The 24937-nt window shown below is 72.1% G+C and carries 22 protein-coding genes; 8 read left to right on the top strand and 14 right to left on the bottom strand.

The genetic code is table 11. The features are described from left to right. Positions 1 to 24: 24 nt before the first annotated feature. The 3 genes from IEZ31_RS04680 to IEZ31_RS04670 are packed head-to-tail and all read left to right on the top strand — an operon-like array spanning position 25 to position 4691. A complete protein-coding gene (locus IEZ31_RS04680) occupies positions 25 to 1290 on the top strand; it encodes a 3' terminal RNA ribose 2'-O-methyltransferase Hen1 (protein WP_190248469.1) in 1266 nt (421 codons plus the stop codon). Continuing rightward, entirely contained in the window at positions 1277 to 3733 is a 2457-nt protein-coding gene (locus tag IEZ31_RS04675; RefSeq protein ID WP_190248468.1) for a polynucleotide kinase-phosphatase, read from the top strand. The genes IEZ31_RS04680 and IEZ31_RS04675 overlap by 14 nt, the downstream gene beginning before the upstream one ends. 25 nt (positions 3734 to 3758) lie before the next feature. Then, positions 3759 to 4691, top strand: coding sequence for a VTT domain-containing protein (locus tag IEZ31_RS04670; RefSeq protein ID WP_229834197.1), 933 nt, complete (start codon positions 3759 to 3761; stop codon positions 4689 to 4691). A gap of 76 nt (positions 4692 to 4767) precedes the next feature. Here the strand turns inward: IEZ31_RS04670 and IEZ31_RS04665 are convergent, their stop codons facing one another. The 10 genes from IEZ31_RS04665 to IEZ31_RS04620 all read right to left on the bottom strand — a co-directional run bounded on the left by IEZ31_RS04665 (position 4768) and on the right by IEZ31_RS04620 (position 14860). Further along, the gene (locus IEZ31_RS04665; RefSeq protein WP_190248467.1) at positions 4768 to 6384 is read right to left on the bottom strand and encodes a VWA domain-containing protein; all 1617 of its coding nucleotides are present in this window, start codon (positions 6382 to 6384) and stop codon (positions 4768 to 4770) included. A 63-nt stretch (positions 6385 to 6447) separates the two neighbouring features. Next, complete coding sequence (locus tag IEZ31_RS04660; RefSeq protein ID WP_190248466.1) at positions 6448 to 7086, bottom strand: class II aldolase/adducin family protein; 639 nt, start codon at positions 7084 to 7086, stop codon at positions 6448 to 6450. A 4-nt stretch (positions 7087 to 7090) separates the two neighbouring features. Then, positions 7091 to 7471 carry an ArsR/SmtB family transcription factor gene (locus IEZ31_RS04655; protein WP_190248465.1) on the bottom strand — a complete coding sequence of 127 codons (381 nt, stop codon included), beginning with the start codon at positions 7469 to 7471 and terminating at the stop codon, positions 7091 to 7093. 57 nt (positions 7472 to 7528) lie between these two features. Further along, a complete protein-coding gene (gene pyrE, locus IEZ31_RS04650) occupies positions 7529 to 8071 on the bottom strand; it encodes an orotate phosphoribosyltransferase (RefSeq protein WP_190248464.1) in 543 nt (180 codons plus the stop codon). A 448-nt stretch (positions 8072 to 8519) separates the two neighbouring features. Further along, entirely contained in the window at positions 8520 to 9317 is a 798-nt protein-coding gene (locus tag IEZ31_RS04645; RefSeq protein ID WP_190248653.1) for an SDR family NAD(P)-dependent oxidoreductase, read from the bottom strand. 63 nt (positions 9318 to 9380) lie between these two features. Next, positions 9381 to 10028: a hypothetical protein gene (locus tag IEZ31_RS04640; protein WP_190248463.1), complete on the bottom strand. Its 648-nt coding sequence runs from the start codon at positions 10026 to 10028 to the stop codon at positions 9381 to 9383. 47 nt (positions 10029 to 10075) lie between these two features. Further along, complete coding sequence (locus IEZ31_RS04635) at positions 10076 to 10456, bottom strand: hypothetical protein (RefSeq protein ID WP_190248462.1); 381 nt, start codon at positions 10454 to 10456, stop codon at positions 10076 to 10078. A gap of 17 nt (positions 10457 to 10473) precedes the next feature. Next, on the bottom strand, positions 10474 to 13068 hold the full coding sequence (gene clpB, locus IEZ31_RS04630; RefSeq protein WP_190248461.1) for an ATP-dependent chaperone ClpB: 2595 nt from the start codon (positions 13066 to 13068) through the stop codon (positions 10474 to 10476). A gap of 83 nt (positions 13069 to 13151) precedes the next feature. Then, complete coding sequence (locus tag IEZ31_RS04625; RefSeq protein WP_190248460.1) at positions 13152 to 14303, bottom strand: beta propeller repeat protein; 1152 nt, start codon at positions 14301 to 14303, stop codon at positions 13152 to 13154. After that, positions 14291 to 14860, bottom strand: coding sequence for a DUF1707 SHOCT-like domain-containing protein (locus IEZ31_RS04620; protein WP_190248459.1), 570 nt, complete (start codon positions 14858 to 14860; stop codon positions 14291 to 14293). The genes IEZ31_RS04625 and IEZ31_RS04620 overlap by 13 nt, the downstream gene beginning before the upstream one ends. Before the next feature lie 200 nt (positions 14861 to 15060). On the opposite strand from IEZ31_RS04620, the gene IEZ31_RS04615 reads away from it, so the two are divergent. Further along, a complete protein-coding gene (locus IEZ31_RS04615; RefSeq protein WP_190248458.1) occupies positions 15061 to 15492 on the top strand; it encodes a hypothetical protein in 432 nt (143 codons plus the stop codon). Positions 15493 to 15631: 139 nt separating this feature from the next. Here IEZ31_RS04615 and IEZ31_RS04610 read toward each other — a convergent pair whose 3' ends face one another. From IEZ31_RS04610 to dnaK, 4 genes are read right to left on the bottom strand one after another with little or no spacing between them, the layout of a single operon-like run. After that, positions 15632 to 16087, bottom strand: a complete 456-nt coding sequence (locus tag IEZ31_RS04610) for a heat shock protein transcriptional repressor HspR (RefSeq protein ID WP_190248457.1) — start codon at positions 16085 to 16087, stop codon at positions 15632 to 15634. Then, positions 16074 to 17297: a molecular chaperone DnaJ gene (dnaJ, locus tag IEZ31_RS04605; protein WP_190248456.1), complete on the bottom strand. Its 1224-nt coding sequence runs from the start codon at positions 17295 to 17297 to the stop codon at positions 16074 to 16076. The genes IEZ31_RS04610 and dnaJ overlap by 14 nt, the downstream gene beginning before the upstream one ends. A gap of 25 nt (positions 17298 to 17322) precedes the next feature. Beyond that, positions 17323 to 18066: a nucleotide exchange factor GrpE gene (gene grpE / locus IEZ31_RS04600; protein WP_190248455.1), complete on the bottom strand. Its 744-nt coding sequence runs from the start codon at positions 18064 to 18066 to the stop codon at positions 17323 to 17325. Further along, positions 18063 to 19928 carry a molecular chaperone DnaK gene (gene dnaK, locus IEZ31_RS04595; protein ID WP_190248454.1) on the bottom strand — a complete coding sequence of 622 codons (1866 nt, stop codon included), beginning with the start codon at positions 19926 to 19928 and terminating at the stop codon, positions 18063 to 18065. Before dnaK ends, grpE begins: the two co-directional genes overlap by 4 nt. Positions 19929 to 20155: 227 nt before the next feature. Between dnaK and IEZ31_RS04590 the strand changes: the two genes are divergently transcribed. From IEZ31_RS04590 to IEZ31_RS04575, 4 genes are read left to right on the top strand one after another with little or no spacing between them, the layout of a single operon-like run. Further along, complete coding sequence (locus IEZ31_RS04590; RefSeq protein ID WP_190248453.1) at positions 20156 to 21979, top strand: GTPase family protein; 1824 nt, start codon at positions 20156 to 20158, stop codon at positions 21977 to 21979. After that, positions 21976 to 23643 (top strand): GTPase, encoded by a 1668-nt coding sequence (locus IEZ31_RS04585; protein WP_190248452.1) that lies wholly within the window; start codon positions 21976 to 21978, stop codon positions 23641 to 23643. The genes IEZ31_RS04590 and IEZ31_RS04585 overlap by 4 nt, the downstream gene beginning before the upstream one ends. Then, positions 23615 to 24049 (top strand): hypothetical protein, encoded by a 435-nt coding sequence (locus tag IEZ31_RS04580; RefSeq protein WP_190248451.1) that lies wholly within the window; start codon positions 23615 to 23617, stop codon positions 24047 to 24049. The genes IEZ31_RS04585 and IEZ31_RS04580 overlap by 29 nt, the downstream gene beginning before the upstream one ends. Continuing rightward, positions 24049 to 24915 (top strand): fructosamine kinase family protein, encoded by an 867-nt coding sequence (locus tag IEZ31_RS04575; protein WP_190248450.1) that lies wholly within the window; start codon positions 24049 to 24051, stop codon positions 24913 to 24915. Before IEZ31_RS04580 ends, IEZ31_RS04575 begins: the two co-directional genes overlap by 1 nt. The last annotated feature ends 22 nt before the right edge of the window (positions 24916 to 24937 follow it).

Genomic DNA, 24937 nt, shown 5'->3' with positions numbered 1-24937 from the left:
AAAAACCAGGAGAAGATGGCGCCCGTGCTGCTCACCCTGACCACGACCCATCGACCGGCGACCGACCTCGGCTTCCTGCTCGTGAAGCATCCGGACCGCCTCCAGTCGTTCCCGGTCACCGGCGGGACCGCGCACGTCTTCTACCCCGGCGCCACCGAGGAACGGTGCACGGCGGCGCTGCTGGTCGACGGCCCCGACGTGGTCTCGGCGAGCCACCTGGCCGCCGCGCTCAACCGGGTCTGGCGCTCCGCCATGCGGGGCGAGTCGCGCGACCGGCCGGAGCTGGCGGCCGCCGCGATCCCGCTCGAGGTGCACGTCCCGGCCCTGGGCTGCAAGGGCAGCGCCGCGGACCTGTTCGAGCCGCTCGGCTGGACGGTCCGGGCCACCCCCATCCCCGACGACTGGGGCGACAGCCGGTACGTCGACCTGCGGCTCACGGGCACGCTGCGGCTGGCCGACGCGCTCAACCAGCTGTACGTGCTGCTGCCCGTGCTCGACGACGAGAAGCACTACTGGGTGTCGTCCGACGAGGTGGCGAAGCTGCTGCGGGCAGGCACGGGATGGCTCGCCGCGCATCCGGCGAAAACCCTGATCGCGCGGCGCTACCTCGCGCATCGCAGGGCGCTGACCAACGAGGCGTTGGAGCGGCTGGGCGTCGTTCCGGAACCGTCGACGAGCAGGCCGGAGTCGCTCGCGGTCCAGCGGCGGGCCGCGGTGCGCCAGGCCCTGGAGGAGTCGGGCGCCGCCCGGGTGCTCGACCTGGGCTGCGGGCCCGGTGCGCTGCTCGGCGAGCTGGTGCGCGACCGGCGGTACACCGAGATCGTCGGCGCCGACGTCTCCGCCGTGTCCCTGGAGGCGGCCGCCCGCCGCCTGCGGCTGGACCGGCTCCCGGAGCGGCAGAAGGCCCGGATCCGGCTGCTCCAGACGTCGCTCACGTACCGCGACGACCGCCTCAAGGGCTACGACGCCGCCGTCCTCATGGAGGTCGTCGAGCACGTCGACCCGCCGCGGCTGGACGCGCTGGCGGCGAGCGTCTTCGGGCACGCGGCGCCGGCGACGGTCGTCGTCACCACGCCCAACGCCGAGTACAACGTCCGCTACCCGGGCCTGCCCCACGGCCGCTTCCGGCACGGCGACCACCGCTTCGAGTGGAGCCGCGCGGAGTTCAGGGCCTGGTGCGCGGCTGTTTCGGAACGGTTCGGCTACACCGTGGCGATCCGCGGCATCGGCGACCACGACGACGAAGTCGGCGAACCGACCCAGCTGGCGGTGTTCAATGCGGCTTCCTGAGCTGTGCCTGGTGGCGCTCGTCGGCATCTCCGGATCCGGCAAGTCGACCTTCGCCCGCCGGCACTTCACGCCCACGCAGGTGCTGTCCTCCGACGCGTTCCGCGCGATGGTCGCCGACGACGAGAACGACCAGTCCGCGTCGTCCGACGCCTTCGAGGCGCTGCACTTCGTCGCCGGCAAGCGGCTGCGCGCCGGCCGGCTCACCGTCGTCGACGCCACCAACGTGCAGGCGCACGCCCGGCAGGCGATCGTCCAGGTCGCCCGCGAGCACGACGTGCTGCCGGTGGCCATCGTGCTCGACGTGCCCGAGGAGGAGTGCTGGGCGCGCACCCAGGCCCGGCCCGACCGCGACTTCGGCCGGCCGGTGCTCGCCCGGCAGGCACGCGACCTGCGCCGGTCGCTCAAGCAGCTGGCGAAGGAGGGGTTCCGGCAGGTCCACGTGCTGCGGGGCACGGCGGCGATCGATGCCTTTGAACTCGGCTACGAGAAGCTCTACAACGACAAGCGCGAGCTGACGGGCCCGTTCGACATCATCGGCGACGTCCACGGCTGCCTGGACGAGCTGGTGGAGCTGTTGCGCCGGCTGGGGTACACGGTGAGTTCCGACGACGCCGTGCACCCCGACGGCCGCACCGCCGTGTTCGTCGGCGACCTGGTCGACCGCGGCCCCGACTCGCCGGGCGTGCTGCGCCTCGTGATGGGCATGGTCGCCGCCGGGCACGCGCTGTGCGTCGCCGGCAACCACGAGGCGAAGCTGCTGCGCAAGCTGCGCGGCAGCAACGTGCGGGTCGCGCACGGCCTGCAGGAGACGCTCGACCAGCTGGCCGTCTCCGACGTCGACCCGGTGCCGTTCCTCGACTCGCTGATCAGCCACTACGTGCTCGACGGCGGCCGCCTGGTGGTGGCGCACGCCGGCCTCAAGGAGGCCTACCACGGCCGCGCCTCGGGCCGGGTGCGCGCGTTCGCCCTCTACGGCGACGTCACGGGCGAGACCGACGAGTACGGCCTGCCCGTCCGCCTCCCGTGGGCGACCGAGTACCGCGGCAAGGCCATGGTCGTCCACGGCCACATCCCGGTGCCCGCGCCCGAGTGGGTCAACAACACCATCTGCGTCGACACGGGCTGCGTGTTCGGCGGCTCGCTCACCGCGCTGCGCTACCCCTCGCGGGAGCTCGTGTCGGTCAAGGCGCGCCGGGTGTACTACGAGCCCGCCCGCCCGGTCGCCCCGGCACCCGTCGAGGACGCCGGGCTCAACCTGGCCGACGTCACCGGACGGCGCAGCCTGGTCACCCCGACCGGCCGGGTCACGGTCGCCGCCGAGAACGCCGCGGCCGCGCTGGAGGTCATGAGCCGGTTCGCGGTCGACCCGCGCTGGCTGGTGTGGCTGCCGCCGACGATGGCGCCGTCGTCGACCTCGCGTCAGGAGGGGTACCTCGAGCACCCCGTCGAGGCGCTCGGCGACTACGCCCGCGCCGGCGTGCCGCTGGTCGTCTGCCAGGAGAAGCACATGGGCTCGCGGGCCGTGCTCGTGGTGTGCCGCTCCCCCGAGGCCGCATCCAGGCGATTCGGCATCGACGGCCCAGGTGCGATCTACACCCGCACCGGGCGTCCCTTCTTCCCCGACGATGCCGCGTTGCTCGATCGGGTCCGGGTCGCGGCGGAGGGGCTGTTCGACGAGCTGCGGTCCGACTGGCTGGTGTTGGACGCCGAGGTACTGCCGTGGTCCGCGAAGGCGACGCCGCTGATCCGCGAGCAGTACGCGAGCGTCGCCGCCGCGGCCGGCGCCGCGCTGCCCGCCGCTCGGGCCGCGTTGGAGCTGGCCGCCGGGCGCGGGGTGGCCGTGCAGGGGCTTTTGTCGCGGTTTGCGGCGCGGGCGGCGGACATCACCGCCTACGCCGACGTCTACCGGCGGTACTGCTGGCCCACCGACGGCCTGCTCGGGGTGCGGCTGGCGCCGTTCCATGTGCTGGCCTCCGAGGGCGCGAACCACTCCCGCCGCGAGCACGACTGGCACCTGGCCCTGGCCGACCGGCTGGTCGCGGCCGACCCGGAGCTGTTCACCGCGACCCGCCGCCTGGTCGTCGACCCGTCCTCCGCCGACGGGGTGAGGGCGGCGACCGAGTGGTGGCTCGACCTGACCGCGTCCGGTGGGGAGGGCATGGTCGTGAAGCCGGCGGCGGACGCCGGCCCGCGGGTGCAGCCGGCGATCAAGTGCCGCGGCCGGGAGTACCTGCGGATCATCTACGGCCCGTCGTACACCGAGCGGCTGGACGAGCTGCGCGCCCGCAACCTCGGGCGCAAGCGCAGCCTCGCCCTGCGGGAGCACGGGCTGGGCCTCGCCGCGCTCGACCTGCTGGCCGAGGGCGCGGCGCCGTGGCGGGTGCACCAGCACGTCTTCGCGGTGCTCGCGTGTGAAAGCGAGCCGGTGGATCCACGTTTGTAGTCTGGCTCACGTACGCTGGTTCGCCGTGGAAGAAAAGACCCGCGCCTTCGGCGACCTGCTCTCCCTCAACCCGCTCGACGCAAAAGGCCTGCTGACGACATTCGGCGTCATCGGCGTCTGGATCATCATGTTCGCGGAGACGGGCCTGCTCGTGGGCTTCTTCCTCCCCGGAGACTCGCTGCTGTTCCTGGCCGGCGTCGCCTCGTCGCCGGCCGCCACGGACCTGCTCGGCACCAGGCTGAGCCTGACCCAGCTGCTCATCGGTGCGCCGATCTGCGCGATCGCCGGCGCGCAGCTGGGCCACTACCTCGGCGCGCGCTATGGGCGGAAGATGTTCGACCGTCCGAACTCGCGGATCTTCAAGAAGGAGTACGTCGAGAAGGCCGAGCACTACTTCGCCAAGTTCGGCCCGGCCAAGGCCGTGGTGCTCGCCCGGTTCATCCCGATCGTGCGCACCTTCCTCAACCCGGTCGCCGGCGTGGTCGGCATGCCCGCCAAGCAGTTCTTCATCTGGAACGTGATCGGCGGCATCCTGTGGACCGACGGCATCATCTTCGCGGGCTGGGCGCTGGCCAAGCAGATCCGCGACCTGATCCCGCCGGAGAAGATCGACACGTACCTGCTGCCGGCCGTGCTGCTGATCGTCCTGATCTCGGCCCTGCCGATCTTCATCGAGATCATCAAGGGCTGGCGTGAGAAGCGCCGCGGCGGCGGCCACTCCGCTTCCGCGGCCGCCGGCGCCGGCGCCGCCCAGGCCGACGCCGCCCAGGCCGGCCCGCAGGTGGGCCCGGCCCGGGGCACCGCGAGCGTCCCCGGCAGCCACCACGGCGCTACCGGCCCGGCCGACACGTACGGCACCAACGGCACGTACGGTGCGCACGACCCCTACGGCACGCCGGGCACCTACGGCAGCCACGACCCGCACGGGCGGCCCGGTTCCCACCGCGTCCACGACTGATCGCGCGCACGTCGAAGGAGCCCTCGCTCGCGGGGGCTCCTTTTTCGTATCCCGATGACGTGGATGATGACGTGGATCAGGACGAACGGATCAGCGCCTGGAGGAAGATGTCGCCGATCTCGTCCGGGTTGGTGACCACGAACGCCCGGCCGCCAGTGGTGGCGGCGATCTCGTCCAGCTCCTGCTTGTGGACGTCCGGCCCGATGCCGAGCAGCACGACGCGGATCGGCCGGGTCGGGTCCGTCGCCCGCTCCAGCTCCAGCTTCAGCGTCTCCAGGCTCATCCCCGGCTTGGTGTTCGAGCCGTCGGTGAACACGACGACCGTGTTCGAGCGGCCCTCCTTGTAGCCCTCCTTGAGCGACCGGTACGCGGCGAGGACCGTCTCGTAGAGCCCGCACACGTCCGAGCCGGTCGCCTTCGCCGCGGACACCGCCGTCGTGAGCCGGGCCCGCTGGCCCTGGTTCAGCTGGGACAGCGGGACGACCTGCTGGTACTCCGCGCCGTAGGCCCACAGGCCCAGCTCGCTGTCGTCGGTGAAGAGGCCCAGGCCCTCCGTCGCGGTCTTGCGCAGCACCTCCAGGCGCGACGGGGAGCCGGCGCGGCTCGCCATCGGGCGGTTCATGGACGAGGTGACGTCCACGAGCGTGAGCACCCGCGACGGCGCCGTGGTGGCATTCCAGTAGCCGAGCACGTCGGCGATCTTCTGCGGGTCCACCGGCGGCCTGACCGTGACGGGTGCGGTGCCGGCGCCGCGACCGGCCGGGAAGCCCGCCGACGTGCTGCCGTCCGGACCGCGGAAGCCGAGCTTCGCGAAGGGCTCGCGATCGGCGCGCAGCGCGGTGCGGAACAGCTCGGCGGCGGCCGCCTCGGCGCGCGGCTTGCCGGCGACGACCGCGAACGGGTAGTCGAGCGTCGCCGCGGGCTCCAGCGGCAGCGCCGTGCGGTCGCCACCGGTCAGGACGGCCTGCTCGCTGGTCAGCGTGACCTGCTGGGCCGGCGCCTTGAGCAGGGTCGCGGCGTCGGGGGCGACGGCGATCGAGCGGTACGCGCGGACCATGTCGACCAGGTGCCCGGGGTCGGTGACGATCGCGTCGTAGAGCAGGCCGGCCCCGGCCAGCCCGGCCGTGCTGCGGCGCGGGTCGACCGCGGCGACCTGCAGCTCCTTGGCTTCGACCCGGGCCAGCAGGGCGGCGACCTGCGGGGCGCCGACGGTCGGGCTGCCCAGCGCCTTGGCGACCGGTTCGGTGGCCGCGACGACGACCGGGCTGGTCGCCACGGAGGTCGCGTCGGCCTCGAACGCCTCGCGGTTGACGGCCTGCATGCGGGTGATCCAGGTCGAGGCGTCGGGGATCCAGACGGTCGGCACGTCGGCGCCGGCCGGCGACGGCGCCGCGGCGGCCGCGACGTTGATCGTGCCGCCGGCCCGGACGGCGAGCTGGTTGGCGACGTCGGCCGGTTCGACCGCCCTGACCTCGACGCGCACGCACTCGCCGCTGACCTCGGGCTCGGTGGCCGCGAACCGGGACGCGGCCGTGCGCACCGCGGGGGCGATCTCGGGCGCCGCGGCCACGGAGAGCGTGACGCTGCCGTCGCAGCCGCCGAACCTGCCGAGCGCCGCCCGTACCGCCACCGCACCACCGGCGACGATCGCCACCGCGGCGACGACGGCGATGACTGCCCGTCGTGCGTTCACGTCCTACTCCCCTGACCTGCGCTTCTTCAGCAAGAGGACGAGTGTAGGACGACCGGACTCCACCTAGGCAGTGACGTTGTCCGCGTGCAGCCAGTCGGTCGGCAGGGGGTCGAGCGGACGGCCGAGGAGAAGGGCGCGGTACGTCAGCTGCGCGGCCTCTTCGAGGTAGAAGGCGCGCTTGTGCGCGAGTTCGACCGAGTCGGCGATCACCGAGCAGCCGTGGCGGGAGAGCACGACGCAGTTGGTGCCGTCGGCGCACGCCGCGGCGGCCAGGGCGCCCACCTCGGGGCGGCCGGGCGGGACGAACGGCGTGGTGGCGACGCGGCGCAGGTAGAACGCGTGGTCCGTGGTGGCGAGCACGATCGGCGCGCCGACGGCGTCGAGCAGCAGCACGGACTGCGGATGGAGGTGCACGATCGCGTTGACGTCGGGACGGGCCCGATACGTGGCGAGGTGGAGCCCGAGCTCCGACGATGGCGCGGCCCCGTTGTCAAGGGCCGCGCCATCCGTAATTCGGACCCGAACGAATGAACCGCGGTCGAGCCGGTCGAGCCACGTCCCGGCCGCGGTTACCCAGCATTCGTCGGCATATGGTGCCCGAGCGGAAAGATTTCCTCCCGAGCCCACGACAAGCCCGGCTTGCACGACCGCGTGCCCGAGGTGGGCCAGTTGGTCGCGCAGGTCGCCGGTTCGGTAGTGCAAAGCCTTACCGAGGGGCCTTCTTGGTCGCCCGCTTGCGCGGCGGCGTCAGAAGGTCGGCGATGGTGCCGATGGCGGAGGGCACGAGGCGGTAGAACGCCCACACACCCCGCTTCTCGCGCTCCAGCAGCCCGGCCTCGGTCAGGATCCGCAGGTGGTGGCTCACGGTCGGCTGCGAGAGGCCGAGCGGGGCCGTCAGGTCACAAACACACGCCTCGCCGTCGGGCGCCGACTGGATCAGGCTCAGGAGCCGGAGTCGGGCAGGATCGGCAAGCGCCTTCAGGACGCCGGCAAGACGCTCGGCGTCGGCACGGTCAATCGGCTCGCCGGCAAGCGGCGAGATCTGGGGCAGGGTCATCTCAGCCAGCGCAGTTCCCACGTTTTCCATCCTTCCACCAACACCATCGACCCGCCTGCATATCCGCAGGTCCGAATCGACAATTTTTCAGCCCTGTTGGCCGAGGTCGACCAACGAAAATGCTGAGCGATAGCTCAGCCCCGCGGCGCGAACCGCCTTTTCCGCGCCACGATCGACGATAACGGCCACACCGACCACTTCGGCGCCGGCCTCCCGGAGCGCCGCAACGGCGGTGAGCACGCTTCCCCCTGTCGTGGAGGTGTCTTCCACCGCCAGGACGCGTCGGCCGGCGACGTCGGGCCCTTCGACCCGGCGTTGCAGACCATGAGCCTTGTCACTCTTTCGAACGACGAACGCATCGAGCGCCCGTCCACCGCGGGCGGCCGCCGCATGAAGCATCGCGAGGGCCACCGGATCGGCGCCAAGGGTCAGCCCTCCCACGGCGTCGAACTCCCAATCGTCAACCAGATCAAGCATGACTCGGCCCACGAGCGGTGCACCAGCATGGTGCAGCGTCAAGCGACGAAGGTCCACGTACCAGTCGGCAACTTGTCCGGACGACAGCGTCACCCGCCCTTTGACCACGGCGAGGTCGCGCACGAGTTTCAGCAGGTCGTCACGGTCGGTCATGTCCGAAGCGTACGCGCTAAATCCGCTCGGCGAATCGATGACCCGCACTCTCGCACGAATTTAGGTCCGTCAAGTGGATGAGGAGGAATACGAAGGTGATCGCAGCGATCACCACGAGTGACGTGAGGGGTGACGGTGACAGGGGATACGGAAGCGCCGATGCGCGTCCCGGCGCCGGGATCTCACCCTGCCCCGATCGGCCCGGCGCCCGACGAAACGGCGTTGACCTGCGAAAATGTCCGACCCGTCGATGCCCTGCAACCGGCGCCAGGGAGCGCATCGACACCTGGCTCTACATCGAGATGGACGTGACCACAATCATGCTCGATACACAGGAAACTCTATGCTTGCTGTACCACACGTACCTGCCCAGGTGGAGGAGGGTGCGCACCGAACCGGGGGAGGCTCCCCGCCGGCCGGTGGATGCGTCAATGCCCCGACGGCTCGGTCAGTGCGTCTCTCGGCCGATGCGGCTGCGGGTGCGCCGCGAGACCCGGTGCACCAGACCCTGCGGCGCGTGCCGCATGCCGAACGTCGCCAGCTTGTACTTCCAGTCCGGCACGCTCACCAGCTTGCCCTTGCGCAGGTCCTTCAGCCCGGCCCGGACCACCGCCCCGGCGTCGAGCCACATCCAGGACGGCGTCTTCGACACGTCGATGCCGGCCCGGTCGTGGAACTCGGTGCGGGTGTACCCCGGGCACAGCGCCATCACCCGCACCCCGTACCCGCGGACCAGTTGGCCCTGCGACACGCTGAAGTTGGTGACCCAGGCCTTGCTCGCCGGATAGGTGGAGCCGGGCATCAGCGCCGCGAAGCCGGACACCGACGACACGTTCACGATGTCGCCGCGGCCCCGCTCGGTCATCACCGGCAGCGCGGCGAGCGTCAGCCGCATGACCGCGTTGACGTTGAGCCGCAGGAGGGCCTCCTCCAGCTCGACCGTCGAGCGCAGGAAGGAGCGGTTGAGGCTCATCCCGGCGTTGTTGACCAGCAGGTCGACCGGCCGGGCCGGATCGGTGAGCCGCGCGGCGACCGTGTCGCAGCCCTCCGGGGTGGCCAGGTCGGCGGGGAGCACGGCCACGTCGACGGAGGACAGCTCGGCGGCCATGGCACCCAGCCGGGCCTCGTCGCGGGCCACGAGGACCAGGTCATAGCCCTCGGCGGCGAGCTCGCGGGCGAACGCGGCCCCGATGCCGGCGGTGGCCCCGGTGATGAGTGCGATGCGCCGTTCGGTCACCGCGGCAATCTAGCCGCTGCCGCGCGCCGGCGTGCGGGGTGGGCCGCTCGCGGCCGCCCACCCCGCTGATCGTCAGGGTGCCGGGCCGGCCGGCGGGGGCGGGGGCGGGGGCAGGTCGTCGCCGCCCGGGGTGCCGGGAACCGGTGGCTCCCACTCCTGCTGCGGCGCCCGGAAGTACGGGTGCGAGGCGGGCAGCGCGAGCAGGATGATCGCCACGAGGATCGCGACCACCATCAGGATGCTGACGATCGTCGTGACCGGCTGGTACCAGCCCGGGACGTCCGCGTAGAGCGCCTTGTTGTACTCCTGCCACGTCGGCAGGTCGGGGTCGTTCTTGCGGGCCTCGTTCCAGCCCGCCTCACCGAGGGCCGAAAGGCCGAACGTGCCGATCGTGCAGCACAGCGCCAGACCGCCCAGCACCCAGGTGAGAATCCGGGCGATCTGCTTGCCCTTGCCCACGTAGATGGCCAGGACCACGAGCAGCACGAGGATGATCAGCCCCACGACCACGCCGATCACGGTCGACAGGGTCGGGTTGCTGTTGGCCTGGCTGGTCCCCTCCAGCGCCTTCCTCGACGCGTCGGCGATCTTGCCGGCGTAGACGGCGCTGAGGATGATGTTGATCAGTTCCAGCGCTGCCGCGGCGAAGAGCAGGTTGACGGCGAGACTGACGGTGGACGGTCGTACACGTGGCGCCGGCGAGGGCGCGTCGAAAGACATCGGTTCTCCTCCCGTGACTCTTAGAGGATCACCGTATCGACGCCCGGCTAATCCCGCAGCCGCTCCTCGGCATATCGTCCGACGGTCGTGCTGCTCATGATGCATCCGCTGAACGTCTTGACGTCCCCGTGCTGGCCGGCCAGCCGGCGCCAGGCGGCCCGGCCGGCCTCCGCGTCGACGTGAGTCAACAGCTCGGCCGCGTAGACGCGGCCGGCCGGGGTGGCCTTGTCGAGGAGGGCCTCCAGCTTCGGCCGCAGCTCGGCGGCGTGCCCCCGGAGCCCCTCCTCGATCGCGAAATAGGCCTTCGTGGCCGGCAGGAGTGCGCCGGCGATGCCGACCCCACCGAACGCCAGCGTGTCGGCGTCCTCGATGAGGCGCAGTTCGTCATGGAACGCGCCGCGTTCCCCTAGCAGCTTGTTCCACAGCATCGCCAGTACACCTCCATCTAGCCGGCGGTCACGGAGAGCGCCTTCTTGTCGTCGGCCAGGTCCACGACCACCCGGTCACCGTCGCGGATCGCCCCGCCCAGCAGCGCCTTGGCGAGCTGGTCGCCGATCGACGTCTGGACCAGGCGGCGCAGCGGGCGAGCGCCGTACACCGAGTCGTACCCAAGACTCGCCAACCAGTCACGCGCGGCGTCCGTGACGTCGAGCGCGAGCCTCCGGTCGGCCAGCCGCCGGCCCAACGCATTGAGCTGGATCTCTACAATCTTACGCAGGTCCTCCTGGGACAGCGCGTCGAAGACCACCATGTCGTCGAGGCGGTTCACGAACTCCGGCTTGAAGTGCTGCCGGACCGCGGCGATCACGGCGTCGCGGCGCTGCTCGGCGTTGAGCGTCGGGTCGTCGGCCAGCACCTCGGAGCCGAGGTTGGACGTCAGGATCAGGATCGCGTTGCGGAAGTCGACCGTGCGGCCCTGGCCGTCGGTGAGCCGGCCGTCGTCGAGCACCGCGAGCAGCACGTCGAACACGTCCGGGTGGGCCTTCTCGACCTCGTCGAGCAGGACGACGGTGTAGGGGCGCCGGCGGACCGCCTCGGTGAGCTGCCCGCCCTCCTCGTAGCCGACGTAGCCGGGCGGCGCGCCGACCAGCCGGGCGACCGTGTGCTTCTCGCTATACTCACTCATGTCGATGCGAACCATGGCCCGCTCGTCGTCGAAGAGGAACTCGGCGAGCGCCTTGGCCAGCTCGGTCTTGCCGACACCGGTCGGGCCCAGGAACAGGAAGCTGCCCGTGGGCCGGTCGGGGTCGGAGATGCCGGCCCGCGCCCGGCGCACCGCGTCGGACACCGCCTGGATCGCCCGGTCCTGACCGATCACGCGGCTGCGCAGCGAGTCCTCCATGCGCAGCAGCTTCGCGGTCTCGCCCTCCATGAGCCGGCCGGCCGGGATGCCCGTCCAGGACGCGACCACGGCCGCGATGTCGTCGGCGGAGACCTCCTCCTTCAGCATGGCGCCCGCGGCCTGGAGCCCCTCGAGCTCCCGCTCGGCCTGCGCCAGCTCGTGCTCGAGCTGCGGAATCACGCCATACCGCAGCTCCGACGCCTTGGCCAGGTCGAGGTCGCGCTCGGCGCGCTCGGCCTCGCCGCGCAGCTGCTCCAGCTGCTCCTTGGTGTTGGAGATCTTCTGGATGTGGGCCTTCTCGTTCTGCCAGCGGTCGGTGAGCGCGGTGAGCTGCTCGCGCCGGTCGGCCAGCTCGGCCCGCAGCCGCTGCAGGCGCTCGGCGGAGGCGGGGTCGGGCTCCTTCGCGAGGGCCATCTCCTCGATCTCCAGGCGCCGGACGTTGCGCTCCACCTCGTCGACCTCGACCGGCCGCGAGTCGATCTCCATGCGCAGCCGCGACGCGGCCTCGTCGACGAGGTCGATGGCCTTGTCCGGCAGGAAGCGGTCGGTGATGTACCGATCGGAGAGCGACGCGGCGGCGACCAGCGCGGCGTCGGTGATCCGCACGCCGTGGTGCACCTCGTAGCGCTCCTTGAGCCCGCGCAGGATGCCGATGGTGTCCTCGGTCGACGGCTCGCCGACGACCACGGGCTGGAACCGCCGCTCCAGGGCGGGGTCCTTCTCGATGTGCTCCCGATACTCGTCCAGGGTGGTCGCGCCGACCATCCGCAGCTCGCCGCGGGCGAGCATCGGCTTGAGCATGTTGCCGGCGTCCATCGAGCCCTCGCCCTTGCCGGCGCCGACGACGGTGTGCAGCTCGTCGAGGAACGTGATGACCTGGCCGTTGGAGCCCTTGATCTCCTCCAGGACGGACTTCAGGCGCTCCTCGAACTGCCCGCGATACTGCGCGCCGGCCACCATCGCGCCCAGGTCGAGGCTGACCAGGCGCTTGTCGCGCAGGGACTCCGGCACGTCGCCGGCCACGATCCGCTGGGCGAGGCCCTCGACGATCGCGGTCTTGCCGACGCCCGGCTCGCCGATGAGGACGGGGTTGTTCTTGGTCCGGCGGGACAGCACCTGGATGACCCGGCGGATCTCCGAGTCTCGGCCGATGACCGGGTCGATCTTGCCGTCGCGGGCGGACTGGGTCAGGTCGACGCCGTACTTCTCCAGCGCCTGGTAGGTCTGCTCCGGATCGGCGGTGGTGATGCGCCGGTCGCCCCCGCGGACCTGCGGGAACGCGGCGACGAGGGTCTGCTCGGTGGCGCCGGCCTCCTTGAGCCGGGCGGCGACGGCGCCGCCGACGCGGGCCAGGCCGGCCAGCAGGTGCTCGGTCGACGTGTACTCGTCGCCGAGGGGACGGGCGATCTGCTCGGCCGCGGCGATGGCGTTGGCGAACTCGCGCGACACGTTCGGCTCGACGACGCTGGCGCCCCGCGCGCTCGGCAGGCGGTCGACGGCGTGCACGGCCGCCCGCCGCACGTCGGCGGGGTTGGCCCCGACCGCGCGGAGCAGGCCGGCCGCGGTCGAGCCGCCCGTGTCCAGCAACGCGAGCAGCAGGTGCCAGGGCTCGACGGTCGCGTGTCCGCGCTGGCTCGCCGCGTCCACGGCGGCCTTGATGACCTCGCGACTCTTGGTGGTCAGGCGTTCGGCGTTCATGTTGGGTCCGTGGCTCCTCGGTCTCAGTGCTACCCGTTCCTTGGGTACGACACCTCCGAGGTTGAGTCTATTCCACTCAAGTCTCAGCGGGCACTGACCGCGACGCGCGACCAGTCACATTTCCCGTCCTTCTCCTGGACAGCGCACAGCCAAACCTCGCCGGACTGCTGAGCCGGGTAGCCCAGGACGGTCGTCTGACCGAGCCGGCGCAGCCGGAAGATCGTGCGGGCGCCCGGGTCGCGCACCTTCTGCTCGAGGTCGACCAGCCACACGCCCTGGCCGGTGGCGACGAGCACCCGGCCGCGCGGGAGCACCTCCGCGCTGTACACCTCGGACAATTCGCGCATCGCGGTCGCCTCGGTCCACGAGCCGGCCCCGTTGCGGCGCGCCGCGAACCGGCCGCCGACCAGCCAGACGGCGGTGCCGGAGGGGTCGACGACGAGCTTGGGGTCGGCGGTCGGGTCCAGTGGGTGGACGCTGCCGTCGGCGACCCAGTGCTTGCCACCGTCGGAGCTATACCACACCGTGACGGTCGGGCCGGTGTCGTCGACGACCTTCGAGGACACCCACATGCGGTTGTCGTCGGTCACCGCGATGCTGGTGAAGGCGTGGCTGCCCGGGGGCTTGGCGGTGATCGCGGCGCGGGTGCCGTCGTCGGCGACCTGGGTGAGCTGCCGGGCCGGGCACTCGCTCGCCCCGACCTCGGGGCAGCTGGCCTGGTAGCGCGGCTCGGTCAGGTTGAGCTCGACCGGCGCCGGCTCCATCGGCCGCTTCTCGAACGTGCGGCCGGTGTCGCGGGAGATGAACCAGCCGGTCGGCGCCGCCTTGAGGATGAGCACGTTGCCCCGGCCGAGGCGCATGTCGACCTCGGTGGCGTCGTCGAAGGGCAGCTTGCGGGACACCCAGCTGCTGCCACCGTCGAGCGTGAGCACCAGCCCGACCTCGCAGGACTGGCCGGCCACGCAGGCGCTGAAGAGGGCGTAGCCGGTGTCGGGGTCGGCGAACTCGACGGCCCGCGGCGAGGTGCCCTTGGGCACGGGCACGACGTTCTGCCGGTTGTGCGGGTCTTCGGAGCCGGTCGGGGCGGGCGGCAGCTCCTCATACGAGACGTCTGGGGCGGGCTCCTCGGCCTGCGGGGTCTCCTGCGGCCGGCACCCGCCAGCGGTGAGCGTCGCGGTGAGGACGGTGGCCAGCGCGACGACCACGGCTCGGCGCCGGACTGCTACCAACGCCACCACCAGAAACGTCGCTGATAACGGACGCGGACGCTGCTGCTGCGCAGCTCGCCGTTGATCCGGAAGACCACGCCCTCGCCACCGGCGTCGTAGACCGCGGGCACCTTGGTCTTGACCGTGCTGGCATGGTTGTCGATCTGGTCGACGTCGGCGGTGGCCCCGGCCGGCAGCACCAGGTCGACCGCGCTCGACCGCGCCTCGATGTCGATCTGCACCTCGCGCTGCAGGAACACGGCCTCGGTGAAGTCGAGCTTCACGGCGCCGGCGCGGGTGCTGATCGAGATCCGCCGCGGCACCGTCCAGCGGCCCTGGCGCTTGAGGCTCGACGAGCGGTTGCGGATCGGCAACAGGTCGGGCGCCGATGCCGGGGTGCGGACCGGCAGATCGCCGACGAACGGCTCGATCTCGCCGAAGGTGCGCGAGCGCAGGACGCCGTCGACCCGCTCCTCGAACTCTGACAGCGTGAGCCGGCCTTCCGCGACGGCCGTGTTGAGCTGGGCGACCACCCGCTCGCGCTCGGCGTCGGAGATGCGCATGTCCGGGCGCTCGCTGCTCACGACGACACTGTAGACCCCTGCCGGGCCATTGACATCCCGCGTTTTGCGCTACGGGAAACGCGAAATTTACGGAATTTTCGGAGTATCCGGAGGGTAACCAATCCCTTCGGCTCTTCCGCTGTCGCCAGATGGCGGGCTACCGTGTCGCCGGACCCAGGACCTCTGGCGATAACTCAGCCCGCTGGCCACGGGAGCAGACGGTGAGCGTGACACAAGCGGGATTCCGAGGCTTCGCGAACCCGGTAGACCCTACTCCTGCCGAGCTGCGCGCGTGGGCCTATCACCCCGACGCGGCCGTGCTGCAGACGATGCCGCCCGACTGGGACCTGCTGGTCGCGGGCGACCGGCTCATCGGCACCCTGTTCGACCTGGCGATGGACCCGGCCTGCCCGGCGCGCCGGTTCGCGCTGCACTGCCTGTACATCTACGCCGCCGACGGCATCCGCACGCACTTCCGGGCCCACCCGAAGCGGCGGCTGCGGAAGTTCGTCGAGCAGGCCGAGGAGCACGGCGACGAACTGCTCACCACCTGGGCGCACAACGCCCGGATGCTGCTCGCGCGGCCGGAGCTGTTCGAATACCACGACTGGTGCGAGGGCGGCCTGGTCCGCCAGCCCCGCCGGCTGGCCTGAGCTTCGCCCGCGACAGCCGGAAGGGCGCCCCTGACGGACGCCCTTCCGAGCTTGACCACACCCCTGCGCGAGCATCCCGGTCAGCCTCCGGAACAACCGCACCATTCCCTGCCGTCAGGGTGCCCCGCGCCGGCGGCGCTCAAACGTCCTTGCGACCCGGTCGCCAGACGACCAGCGCCGTCTGGCGCTGATGCTGCGGAACCAGGTCTCGGCGCGGAAAGCCGGCCGCCTCGACCTGGGCCAGCCTGGCCCGCGTGCGGATCAGCTCGTCCTCGAGCTCGGCCACCCGCTGGCGCAGGTCGCCGACGATGCCCTCCAGGTCGATGATCCGCTTGATGCCGGCGAGGTTGACGCCGTCCTCCTGGCTGAGCCGCTGCACCTCCCGCAGGAGCGCGACGTCGCGCTCGCTGTAGCGCCGGCCGCCGCCCGAGGTGCGGCCGGGCTGCACCAGGCCCATGCGGTCGTACTGCCGCAGGGTCTGCGGGTGCATGCCGGCCAGCCGGGCCGCGATGGAGATGATCAGCACCTTGGCGTCGGAAACCGCCTCGAAGCTGAGGAAGACCTCGTGCTCCTCGCCGTTGTCACCGCTGCTCATAGCTACTGCGCTCCCGTGCGATCGCGTCGAGCCGCTCGCGTGGCGCCGGCGGCGCCGCGGCCGCGAAGTCGGTCAGTGCCCGCCGGGCCTCCTCGGAGAGCTCGGCCGGCACGTGGACGTCGATGGTGACCAGCAGGTCACCCACGTTGCCGTCGCGCCGGACGACGCCCTTGCCGCGCACCCGCAGCGTCCGCCCGCTCGGCGTGCCCGGGGGCACCCGCAGCGTCACGGCCGCGTCGAGCGTCGGCACCCGCAGGTCGGCCCCGAGGGCCGCCTCCGCGAACGTCACCGGCACCGTCAGCGTCAGGTCGTCGCCGGACCGGCCGAAGACCGGGTCGGCCCGGACCTTGATCAGCACGAACAGGTCGCCGGCCGCGCCGCCGCGCGCGCCCGGCTCGCCGCGGCCGGCCAGGCGGATGCGCTGGCCGTCGGCGACGCCGGCGGGGATCCGCACGTTGATCGTGCGGGTCTTGGTGACCCCACCGGTGCCGTGGCACTCCGGGCACTTCTCGTCGACGATCGTGCCGACGCCCTGGCACTCACGGCACGGCTCGGTGAAGCTGAACGAGCCCTGGTTGGTGCTCACCACGCCGAGCCCGCGGCACTTGGGGCAGGTCCGCGGGGACGTGCCCGGCGCCGCGCCGTTGCCGTGACAGGTATCGCAGGTGCCCGGCGTGCGCAGCGTGATCGGCAGCGTCGCGCCCTGCACCGCGTCGGCGAAGTTGAGCACCACCTCGGTCTCGACGTCCCGCCCGCGCGTCCGCCGCCCGGCCGGCGCGCCGGCCGCCCCGCCCCCGCCGCCCGAGAAGATCGAGCTGAACAGGTCGGAGAAGCCGGCGCCGCCGAACCGGCGGTCACCGCCACCGGCGCCACGGGGCGCACCCGCCGTGCCGTTGGCGAACAGGTCGGTGAAGTCGAACCCGCCCGCACCGGCCGGACCGCCGGCCCGCGCGTTGCGGCGGAACTGCCCCGCGCCGAACAGCGACCGCATCTCGTCGTACTCCTTGCGACGGCGCTCGTCGGAGAGCACGTCGTAGGCCTCGGACACCGCCTTGAACCGCTCCTCGGCCGCCGCGTTGTTGGGGTTGCGGTCGGGGTGCAGCTCGCGGGCGAGCTTGCGGTACGCCTTCTTGATCTCGTCGGTGGAAGCGGATTTGGTGACGCCCAGAACCGCGTAGAAATCCTTTTCCAACCAGTCCTTCGAACTCATCGCGCCACCTCCTCCAGGCGTTCGTCTACTCCGGGTCGGCGACCGCGACGAGCGCGGGTCGCAGCAGCCGCTCGCCGAGAAGGTAACCGCGCCGCATCACGTCGATACATGTGGGCTCGGTCACCTCGGCCGACGTCAGGTGGGCCACTGCCTCGTGGCGAGTGGGGTCGAACGGGTCGCCCTTGGCCCCGAACACGGTCAGCCCGAACTTCGTCAGCGCGGCGATGAGCTGCTCCGCCACCGCGCCGAACGGGCCGACCAGGTCGCCGTGGTCACGGGCCCGGTCGAGGTCGTCGAGCACCGGTAGCAGCGCGCCCAGGACGTTGCCGGTGGCCTGCTCGACCACCAGGGCCCGGTCCCGGTCGACCCGCTTGCGGTAGTTCGCGTATTCGGCCGTGACCCGCTGCAGGTCACGCGTGCGCTCATCGAGCTCCGTCCGCAGCGCTGCCAGCTCGGCGCCGAGGCCGTGCTGGTGAGCGTCGTCGGTGGTGCCCTGCGCAGCCGCTGCGCCGGGCTCGCCGGCCGGTGGCGCGTGGACCGTGAACGCCTCGTCCACGATCTCGCCCTCCACCGCGTCGGGCTCGGCCGCCGGCTCGGGGGCCTTGGTTTCGGTCTCTTCGACCTCCACGTTCGCCTCCTCCGCGGTCTCTTCGTTCGGTTCTGTCGGTTCGTTCGGTGCGTTCTGCTCGTTGGGCTTGCTCGGCTCTTCGGTGATCACAACGCGCTCCGCCGGCTCCTCCGAGCCGGCGGCGCGGTTCTCGTCGGTCACTTCTTGTTGTCCTCGTCGATGATCTCGGCGTCGACGACGTCGTCCGGGCCGTTGCCCGCCGTCGTGCCACCGGCCGACGCACCCGCGGCGCCCGGGTTGTCGGCGCCGCCCGGCGCCTGCTGCTGCCGCTGCTGCTCGTAGAGCGCGCTGCCGGCCTGCTGCGAGACCTGGGCGAGCTTCTCGTGGGCCGCCTTGATCCGCTCGGTGTCGTTGCCGCCGAGCGCGCTGCGCAGGTCGCCCAGCGCCTCGTTCATCTGCTCGCGGGCGTCAGCCGGGATCTTGTCGCCGCTCTCGGCGAGGAACTTCTCGGTCTGCCACTGCAGGGCCTCGGCCAGGTTGCGGGTCTCGGCGTCCTCGCGGCGGCGCTTGTCCTCGTCGGCGTGGTCCTGCGCGTCGCGCATCATCCGCTCGATGTCGTCCTTCGGCAGCGCCGAGCCGCCGGTGATCGTCATCGACTGCTCCTTGCCCGTGCCGAGGTCCTTGGCGGACACGTGCACGATGCCGTTGGCGTCGATGTCGAAAGTGACCTCGATCTGCGGCACGCCACGCGGCGCCGGCGGGATGCCGGTCAGCTCGAAGGTGCCGAGGCGCTTGTTGTAGGCCGCCATCTCGCGCTCGCCCTGGAAGACCTGGATGAGCACGGAGGGCTGGTTGTCGTCGGCCGTGGTGTAGACCTCGGACCGCTTGGTCGGGATGGTCGTGTTGCGCTCGACCAGCTTGTGCATGATGCCGCCCTTGGTCTCGATGCCGAGGGACAGCGGGGTGACGTCGAGGAGCAGCACGTCCTTGACCTCGCCCTTGAGGACGCCGGCCTGCAGAGCGGCGCCGACGGCGACGACCTCGTCCGGGTTGACGCCCTTGTTGGGCTCCTTGCCGGTGAGCTGCTTGACCAGGTCGGTCACGGCCGGCATGCGGGTCGAGCCGCCGACGAGGATGACGTGGTCGAGCGCGGAGACCTTGATCCCGGCGTCCTTGATCGCCTGCTCGAACGGCACCTTGGTGCGGTCCAGCAGGTCCTGCGTCATGCGCTGGAACTCCGCGCGGGACAGCTGGGTGTCCAGGTGCAGCGGCCCGTCGGGGCCGGCCGTGATGTAGGGCAGGTTGATCGACGTCGTGGTGGCGGCGGACAGCTCGATCTTGGCCTTCTCGGCCGCCTCCTTGAGCCGCTGCATGGCCATCTTGTCGGCCGACAGGTCGATGCCGTGCTGACCGCGGAAGGTCTTGACCAGGTGGTCGATGATCCGCTCGTCCCAGTCGTCGCCACCGAGGTGGTTGTCGCCGGAGGTCGACTTGACCTCGACGACGCCCTCGGCCAGCTCCAGCACCGAGACGTCGAAGGTGCCGCCGCCGAGGTCGAAGACCAGGACGGTCTGCTCCTTGGAGCCCTTGTCGAGCCCGTAGGCCAGGGCGGCCGCGGTGGGCTCGTTGACGATCCGCAGCACGTTGAACCCGGCGATCTCGCCGGCCTCCTTCGTGGCGGTGCGCTGCGCGTCGTTGAAGTATGCCGGCACGGTGACGACCGCGTCGGTGATCTGCTCGCCGAGGTAGGCCTCGGCGTCACGCTTGAGCTTCATGAGCACCCGCGCGGAGATCTCCTGCGGGGTGTACTTCTTGCCGTCAATGTCGATGGCCCAGTTGGTGCCCATCTCCCGCTTCACGGAGCGGATGGTCCGATCCGGGTTGGTGACGGCCTGCCGCTTGGCGACCTCACCCACGAGCACCTCGCCGTTGCGGGCGAACGCGACGATGGACGGCGTCGTGCGCGAACCCTCGGCGTTGGCGATGACGCTGGGCTCGCCGCCCTCCAGGACACTGACCACCGAGTTGGTGGTTCCGAGGTCGATGCCGACCGCACGTGCCATAGCTGCTTGACCTCCATGCGGCAGTCGGCGTTTCGAGCGCCGGCTGCGAAGTTGAGTGACTGTCACTCAATAGTGCCACGCGACTCTCGATCGTCAAGTCGGAGCTTGAGTGACTTCGACGCAACTTCCGCACAGCCGGGTGGTCAAGGGGTGAGATTGCGCCGGGTGACATCGATGCTTACGGCCATTGCATGGCGCTGGCCGGTCGCATCGTGCACGCTTTATCCGTGACCACACAGGGCGAGTCGGTGTCCGCCCGGTCGACGGCTGCCGACCCTTCGGCGGATGCCCTGTCCTCCGGTCGGCCCCCTCGCGCCCGAGCACCGGAGACGACTCCGGCCGGCGCGCTCGCCGCGGCGCTCGTGGAGCTGCGCGACACGGTCCGGGCCGTCCGGTTCGCCCTGCCGCTGCCCAGCGCCGAGCGCGCGGGGACGGTCGCCAAGGGCATGGTCGGCCAGCTCGACGACTACCTGCTCCCGCGCCTCGACCGGCTCGACGCGCCGCTGCTCGTGGTCGTCGGCGGCTCCACCGGCGCCGGCAAGTCCACCCTGGTCAACAGCCTGGTGCGCACGCCCGTCAGCCCGGCCGGGGTGCTTCGCCCGACGACCCGGGCGCCGGTGCTCGTCTGCCACCCGGCCGACATGACGTGGTTCTCCCAGGCCAATCTCCTGCCGACGCTCATGCGCACGTCCGGGCCGAGCAGCGACCCGCGTTCCCTGCAGGTGGTCTCCGCACCGGCACTCAGCCCCGGGCTCGCCTTCCTCGACGCGCCCGACATCGACTCGGTCGTCGACGCCAACCGGCAGCTGGCCGGACAGCTGCTCGCCGCCGCCGACCTGTGGCTCTTCGTCACCACCGCCGCCCGATACGCCGACGCGGTGCCCTGGGGCATGCTGCGCACCGCGCGCAACCGGGGCACGGCCGTCGCCCTGGTCCTGGACCGGGTCCCCGGCGGCGGCGCGGCCGACGAGATCGCCCCGCACCTCAAGAGCATGCTGCAGGAGCATGACCTGGGCGGGGTCCCGCTGTTCGTCCTGGCCGAGTCCCGCCTCGACAGCCAGGGCCTGCTCACCGAGGCGCAGGTCGGCCCGCTGCACGACTGGTTCACCCGGCTCGCCCGCGACGCCGACGCGCGGGCCGCGGTCGTCCGGCAGACCGTCGCCGGGGCGATCGACGCCCTGACGGTCGACGTCGTGGTGCTCTCCGCCGCGGCCGACGACCAGCTGTCCGCCGCCCGGGTGCTCCAGGAGGCGGTCCGCGGCGCCTACCGGGCCGCCACCGAGTCGGTCGAGAAGGGCATCCACGACGGCGCGCTGCTGCGCGGCGAGGTGCTCGCCCGCTGGCAGGAGCTGGTCGGCACCGGCGACATCATGCGCGCCCTGCAGGCCCGCGTCGGCAAGGTCCGCGACCGGCTGGTGGCCGCGATCACCGGCCGGCCCGCCCCCGGCGCCCGCTTCCAGGAGGCCATCGGCACCGGCCTGGCGGTCCTGCTCAAGGGCGCCGCCACCGACGCCGCCGAGAACGCGGCCACGGCCTGGCGGGCCCACCCGGCCGGCGCCGCCCTGCTCGACGCCGCGCCCGGCCTCGGCGACCCGTCCGACGACCTCGACGAGCGGATCGGCCGGCTCATCCGTGACTGGCAGCGCTCGGTGCTGGAGCTGGTGCGCACCGAGGCCGCCGACAAGCGGGTCATCGCCCGGGCCAGCGCCTACGCCGTCAACGCCACCGGCCTGCTGGTCATGGTCAGCGTCTTCGCGGCGACCGCGTTCATCCCGACCGGCGCCGAGATCGCCGTGGCGGGCGGCACCACCGTGGCCGCGCAGAAGGTGCTGGAGGCGATCTTCGGCGACCAGGCCGTCCGGTCCCTGGCCGAGCGGGCCCGCCGCGACCTGGTCGAGCGCGTCACGGCGCTGTTCGAGGAGGAGTCCGGCCGGTTCCGCAGCGCGCTGGAGGGAGCCGGCATCGACGAGGACGTGGCCGCCCGCCTGCGCGGCGCGAGCACGACGGTGCACAACGCCCGCCTCGCGGCCGATCTGGACGGTACTTCATGAGCCTTGTCGAACGGATCAAGCAGGCGATTCCGCGCCAGGGCGGCGGCGGCACGGTCGACGCCGACCGGCTGGTGGCCCGGGTCGACGGGCTGCGCCGGTTCGTGCGCGCCGCCGAGGAGCACGTGCCCGAGGACCGGCTGGTCACCGCGCGCACCGTGATCGACCGGTCCGGCGAGCGGCTCGCACTGTCCCGCGCGCACACCGTCGTCGCCCTCGCGGGCGCGACCGGCAGCGGCAAGTCCAGCCTGTTCAACGCGCTCTCGAAGTTCCAGCTGTCGCGGGTCGGGGTCCGCCGCCCGACGACCGGCGTCGCGCACGCCTGCGTGTGGGGCCCGGCCGGGGCCGGGCCGCTGCTCGACTGGCTCGGCGTGCCGCCCAGCCGGCGGTTCAACCGGGAGAGCGCGCTCGACGGCGAGGACGAGGCCGCCCTGCGTGGGCTGGTGCTGCTCGACCTGCCCGACTTCGACTCGATCGAAGCCCGGCACCGGGTGGAGGTCGACCGGCTGCTGCGGCTCGTCGACCTCGTCGTGTGGGTGCTCGACCCGCAGAAGTACGCCGACCGCGTGGTCCACCAGCAGTACCTGGCCAACTTCCAGCAGCACCGCGACGTCACCGTGGTCGTGCTCAACCAGGCCGACCGGCTCAACCGCGCCGACAGCGAGCGGCTGGTCGCCGACCTGCAGCGGCTGCTCGAGGCCGACGGCCTCGGCGGGGTGCCCGCGTTCGCCACGTCGGCCAAGGGCCAGCCCGGCCTGGCCACGCTGCGGGCCACGCTGGAGCGGGCGGTCGCCGACCGGCAGGCGGCGCTGCGCCGGCTCGCGGGCGACGTCAACCAGGCGGTCGCCGGGCTGGAGCCGATGGTCGCCCTGGACACCGGTGGGGGCGAGCGCGTCGCCCGCGGCACCGTCGACCGGCTGGCCGGCGCCCTGTCCGCCGCGGCCGGGGTGCCGATCGTCGTCGACGCCACCGAACGCACGTACCGCCACCGCGCCACCGGCACCCTCGGCTGGCCCGTCGCCCGCTGGCTGCGCCGCCTGCGGCCCGACCCGCTGCGTCGGCTGCACCTGCCGAGCGCGCCGGTGCCCACCCCGTCGGCCACCTCCCTGCCCGAGTCGACGGCCGCGCAGAAGGCTGCGGTCACGCTGGCTTCCCGCGACGTCGCCCAGGAGGCGGGGGCGGGGCTGCCCGAGCCGTGGCCGGAGGCCGTCACAAAGGCGTCGCGCTCGCAGGTCGACGACGTGCCCGACGCGCTCGACGTCGCCGTGGCCTCGGCCGACCTCGGGATGGCCCGCAAGCCGGCCTGGTGGCGGCTGGTCGGCGCGCTGCAGTGGCTCGGCGCGGCGACCGCCCTGGCCGGGCTGCTCTGGCTGGCCGTGCGGGCCGTGTTCGCGTTCCTCGGCCTGCCCGGCATCGACGGCCCGCAGGTCGGCCGGCTGCCGCTGGCGACCGTGCTGCTCGGCGGCGGCCTGCTCTTCGGGCTGCTGCTCGCGGTGGTGATCCGGCCCGTGGTCGGGCTCGCCGCCCGCCGGGCCCGGGCGCGGGCCGAGCGCCGGCTGCGCGACGCGATCGCCGAGGTGGCCGCCACGCACATCGTCGCGCCCGTGCGGGAGGTCCTCCGCTCGTACGATGACGCGCGTGAAGCTCTCCGGGCCGCCCGCGACTAGACTCCTCCGGCGCGCCGGGTTCGCCGCTCTCGGGCTGGTCAACCTGGTGTGGGGCGGGTGGGCCGTCGGCGCGCCCGAGCACTTCTACTCGACCTTTCCCGGCTTCGGGCTGCGGTGGACGTCGGCGTATCCGCCGTACAACCAACACCTCGTGGTCGACCTGGGCGCGACGATGCTGACGCTGGCGGTGCTGTTCGCCGGGGCGGCGATCCTGGATCGGCCGGCCGTGAGCTGGCTCGCCGGGATCGCGACCGCGGTGTTCGGCACGCTGCACTTCGGCTACCACGCCCTGCACGCCGGCCACATGGGCACGTCCGACCGGGTGCTGAGCCTGTTGAGCCTGGTCGGCGGGGCGCTCGTGCCGCCGCTGCTCGCCGCGACCCACCACCTGCGAACGGAGCGCTGATGGATCTCGACTACCTCAAGGCGCATCCGGAGCAGCTGCCGGTGTTCCTCAAGCACCAGCGCATCCGGGAGACGCCGGTGCCGGGCGGGTCGATCTGCACGGCGCAGCGGCTCACGCTCGACGACGGGGGGTCGCTGTTCGCCAAGACGTTGGTCGATCCACCCTCGGGCTTCTTCGCCGCCGAGGCTGCGGGACTGCGATGGCTCCGGGAGGCTGATGCGGCATTTGTACCGGAGGTGATCGCCGTCTTTCCGGACATGCTGGCGCTTTCGTGGATCGATCACGGGGAGGCGTCCGCCGCGGGCGCGGAGCGGTTCGGGCGGCGGCTCGCGTCGCTGCACCGCTGCGGCGCAGCGTCCTTCGGTGCACCGTGGGACGGCTACATCGGCACCGCTGTGCTGCCGAATGATCCTTCTCCGGGTCCGTGGGGTGCGTGGTTCGCTGCGTTCCGCTTGGCGCCATTCCTGCACGCTTCTGTTGCGAACGGGGCGCTGGCCTCGGACGACGCGGCTGCGGTCGAGCGGGTGATGTCCGACATCTCGACATATGGCGGCGACGAGCCGCCGTCACGGATCCACGGCGACCTCTGGCCGGGCAATGTGGTCTGGGATCGGCACGGGGACGGCTGGCTGGTCGATCCGGCCGCCCACGGCGGGCACCGGGAGACGGATCTGGCTCTGCTCGGCCTGTGGGGCGGCGCACCGTTCTACGATCGGTTGCTGTCCGCCTACCAGGAGTCATGGCCGCTCGCTGACGGCTGGCGCGAAAGGGTTCCCCTGCATCGGCTGTACCTGTTGCTGGTCCACACCGCCATGTTCGGAGCCGCCTACCGGGAGTCGGTCCGCTCCACCGTTCGCTCCCTCTAGGACTGACTGTTGCTTGCTTGTT

It is taken from the genome of Dactylosporangium sucinum (assembly GCF_014647515.1).
GTDB lineage: Bacteria > Actinomycetota > Actinomycetes > Mycobacteriales > Micromonosporaceae > Dactylosporangium > Dactylosporangium sucinum.
The sequence above is the reverse complement of the archived record's forward strand: the minus strand, read 5'-3'. Positions and strand labels throughout refer to the sequence as shown.

Bases quoted from the DNA above. Each gene is read 5' to 3' on its own strand.
- IEZ31_RS04575 (WP_190248450.1), top strand. From the start codon at position 24,049: ATGGATCTCGACTACCTCAAGGCGCATCCGGAGCAGCTGCCGGTGTTC.
- IEZ31_RS04675 (WP_190248468.1), top strand. From the start codon at position 1,277: ATGCGGCTTCCTGAGCTGTGCCTGGTGGCGCTCGTCGGCATCTCCGGA.
- IEZ31_RS04610 (WP_190248457.1), bottom strand. From the start codon at position 16,087: ATGAGCAGCGGTGACAACGGCGAGGAGCACGAGGTCTTCCTCAGCTTC.
- IEZ31_RS04640 (WP_190248463.1), bottom strand. From the start codon at position 10,028: ATGTCTTTCGACGCGCCCTCGCCGGCGCCACGTGTACGACCGTCCACC.
- dnaJ (WP_190248456.1), bottom strand. From the start codon at position 17,297: ATGAGTTCGAAGGACTGGTTGGAAAAGGATTTCTACGCGGTTCTGGGC.
- pyrE (WP_190248464.1), bottom strand. From the start codon at position 8,071: ATGACCGACCGTGACGACCTGCTGAAACTCGTGCGCGACCTCGCCGTG.
- IEZ31_RS04635 (WP_190248462.1), bottom strand. From the start codon at position 10,456: ATGCTGTGGAACAAGCTGCTAGGGGAACGCGGCGCGTTCCATGACGAA.
- dnaK (WP_190248454.1), bottom strand. From the start codon at position 19,928: ATGGCACGTGCGGTCGGCATCGACCTCGGAACCACCAACTCGGTGGTC.
- IEZ31_RS04585 (WP_190248452.1), top strand. From the start codon at position 21,976: ATGAGCCTTGTCGAACGGATCAAGCAGGCGATTCCGCGCCAGGGCGGC.
- clpB (WP_190248461.1), bottom strand. From the start codon at position 13,068: ATGAACGCCGAACGCCTGACCACCAAGAGTCGCGAGGTCATCAAGGCC.
- IEZ31_RS04655 (WP_190248465.1), bottom strand. From the start codon at position 7,471: ATGGAAAACGTGGGAACTGCGCTGGCTGAGATGACCCTGCCCCAGATC.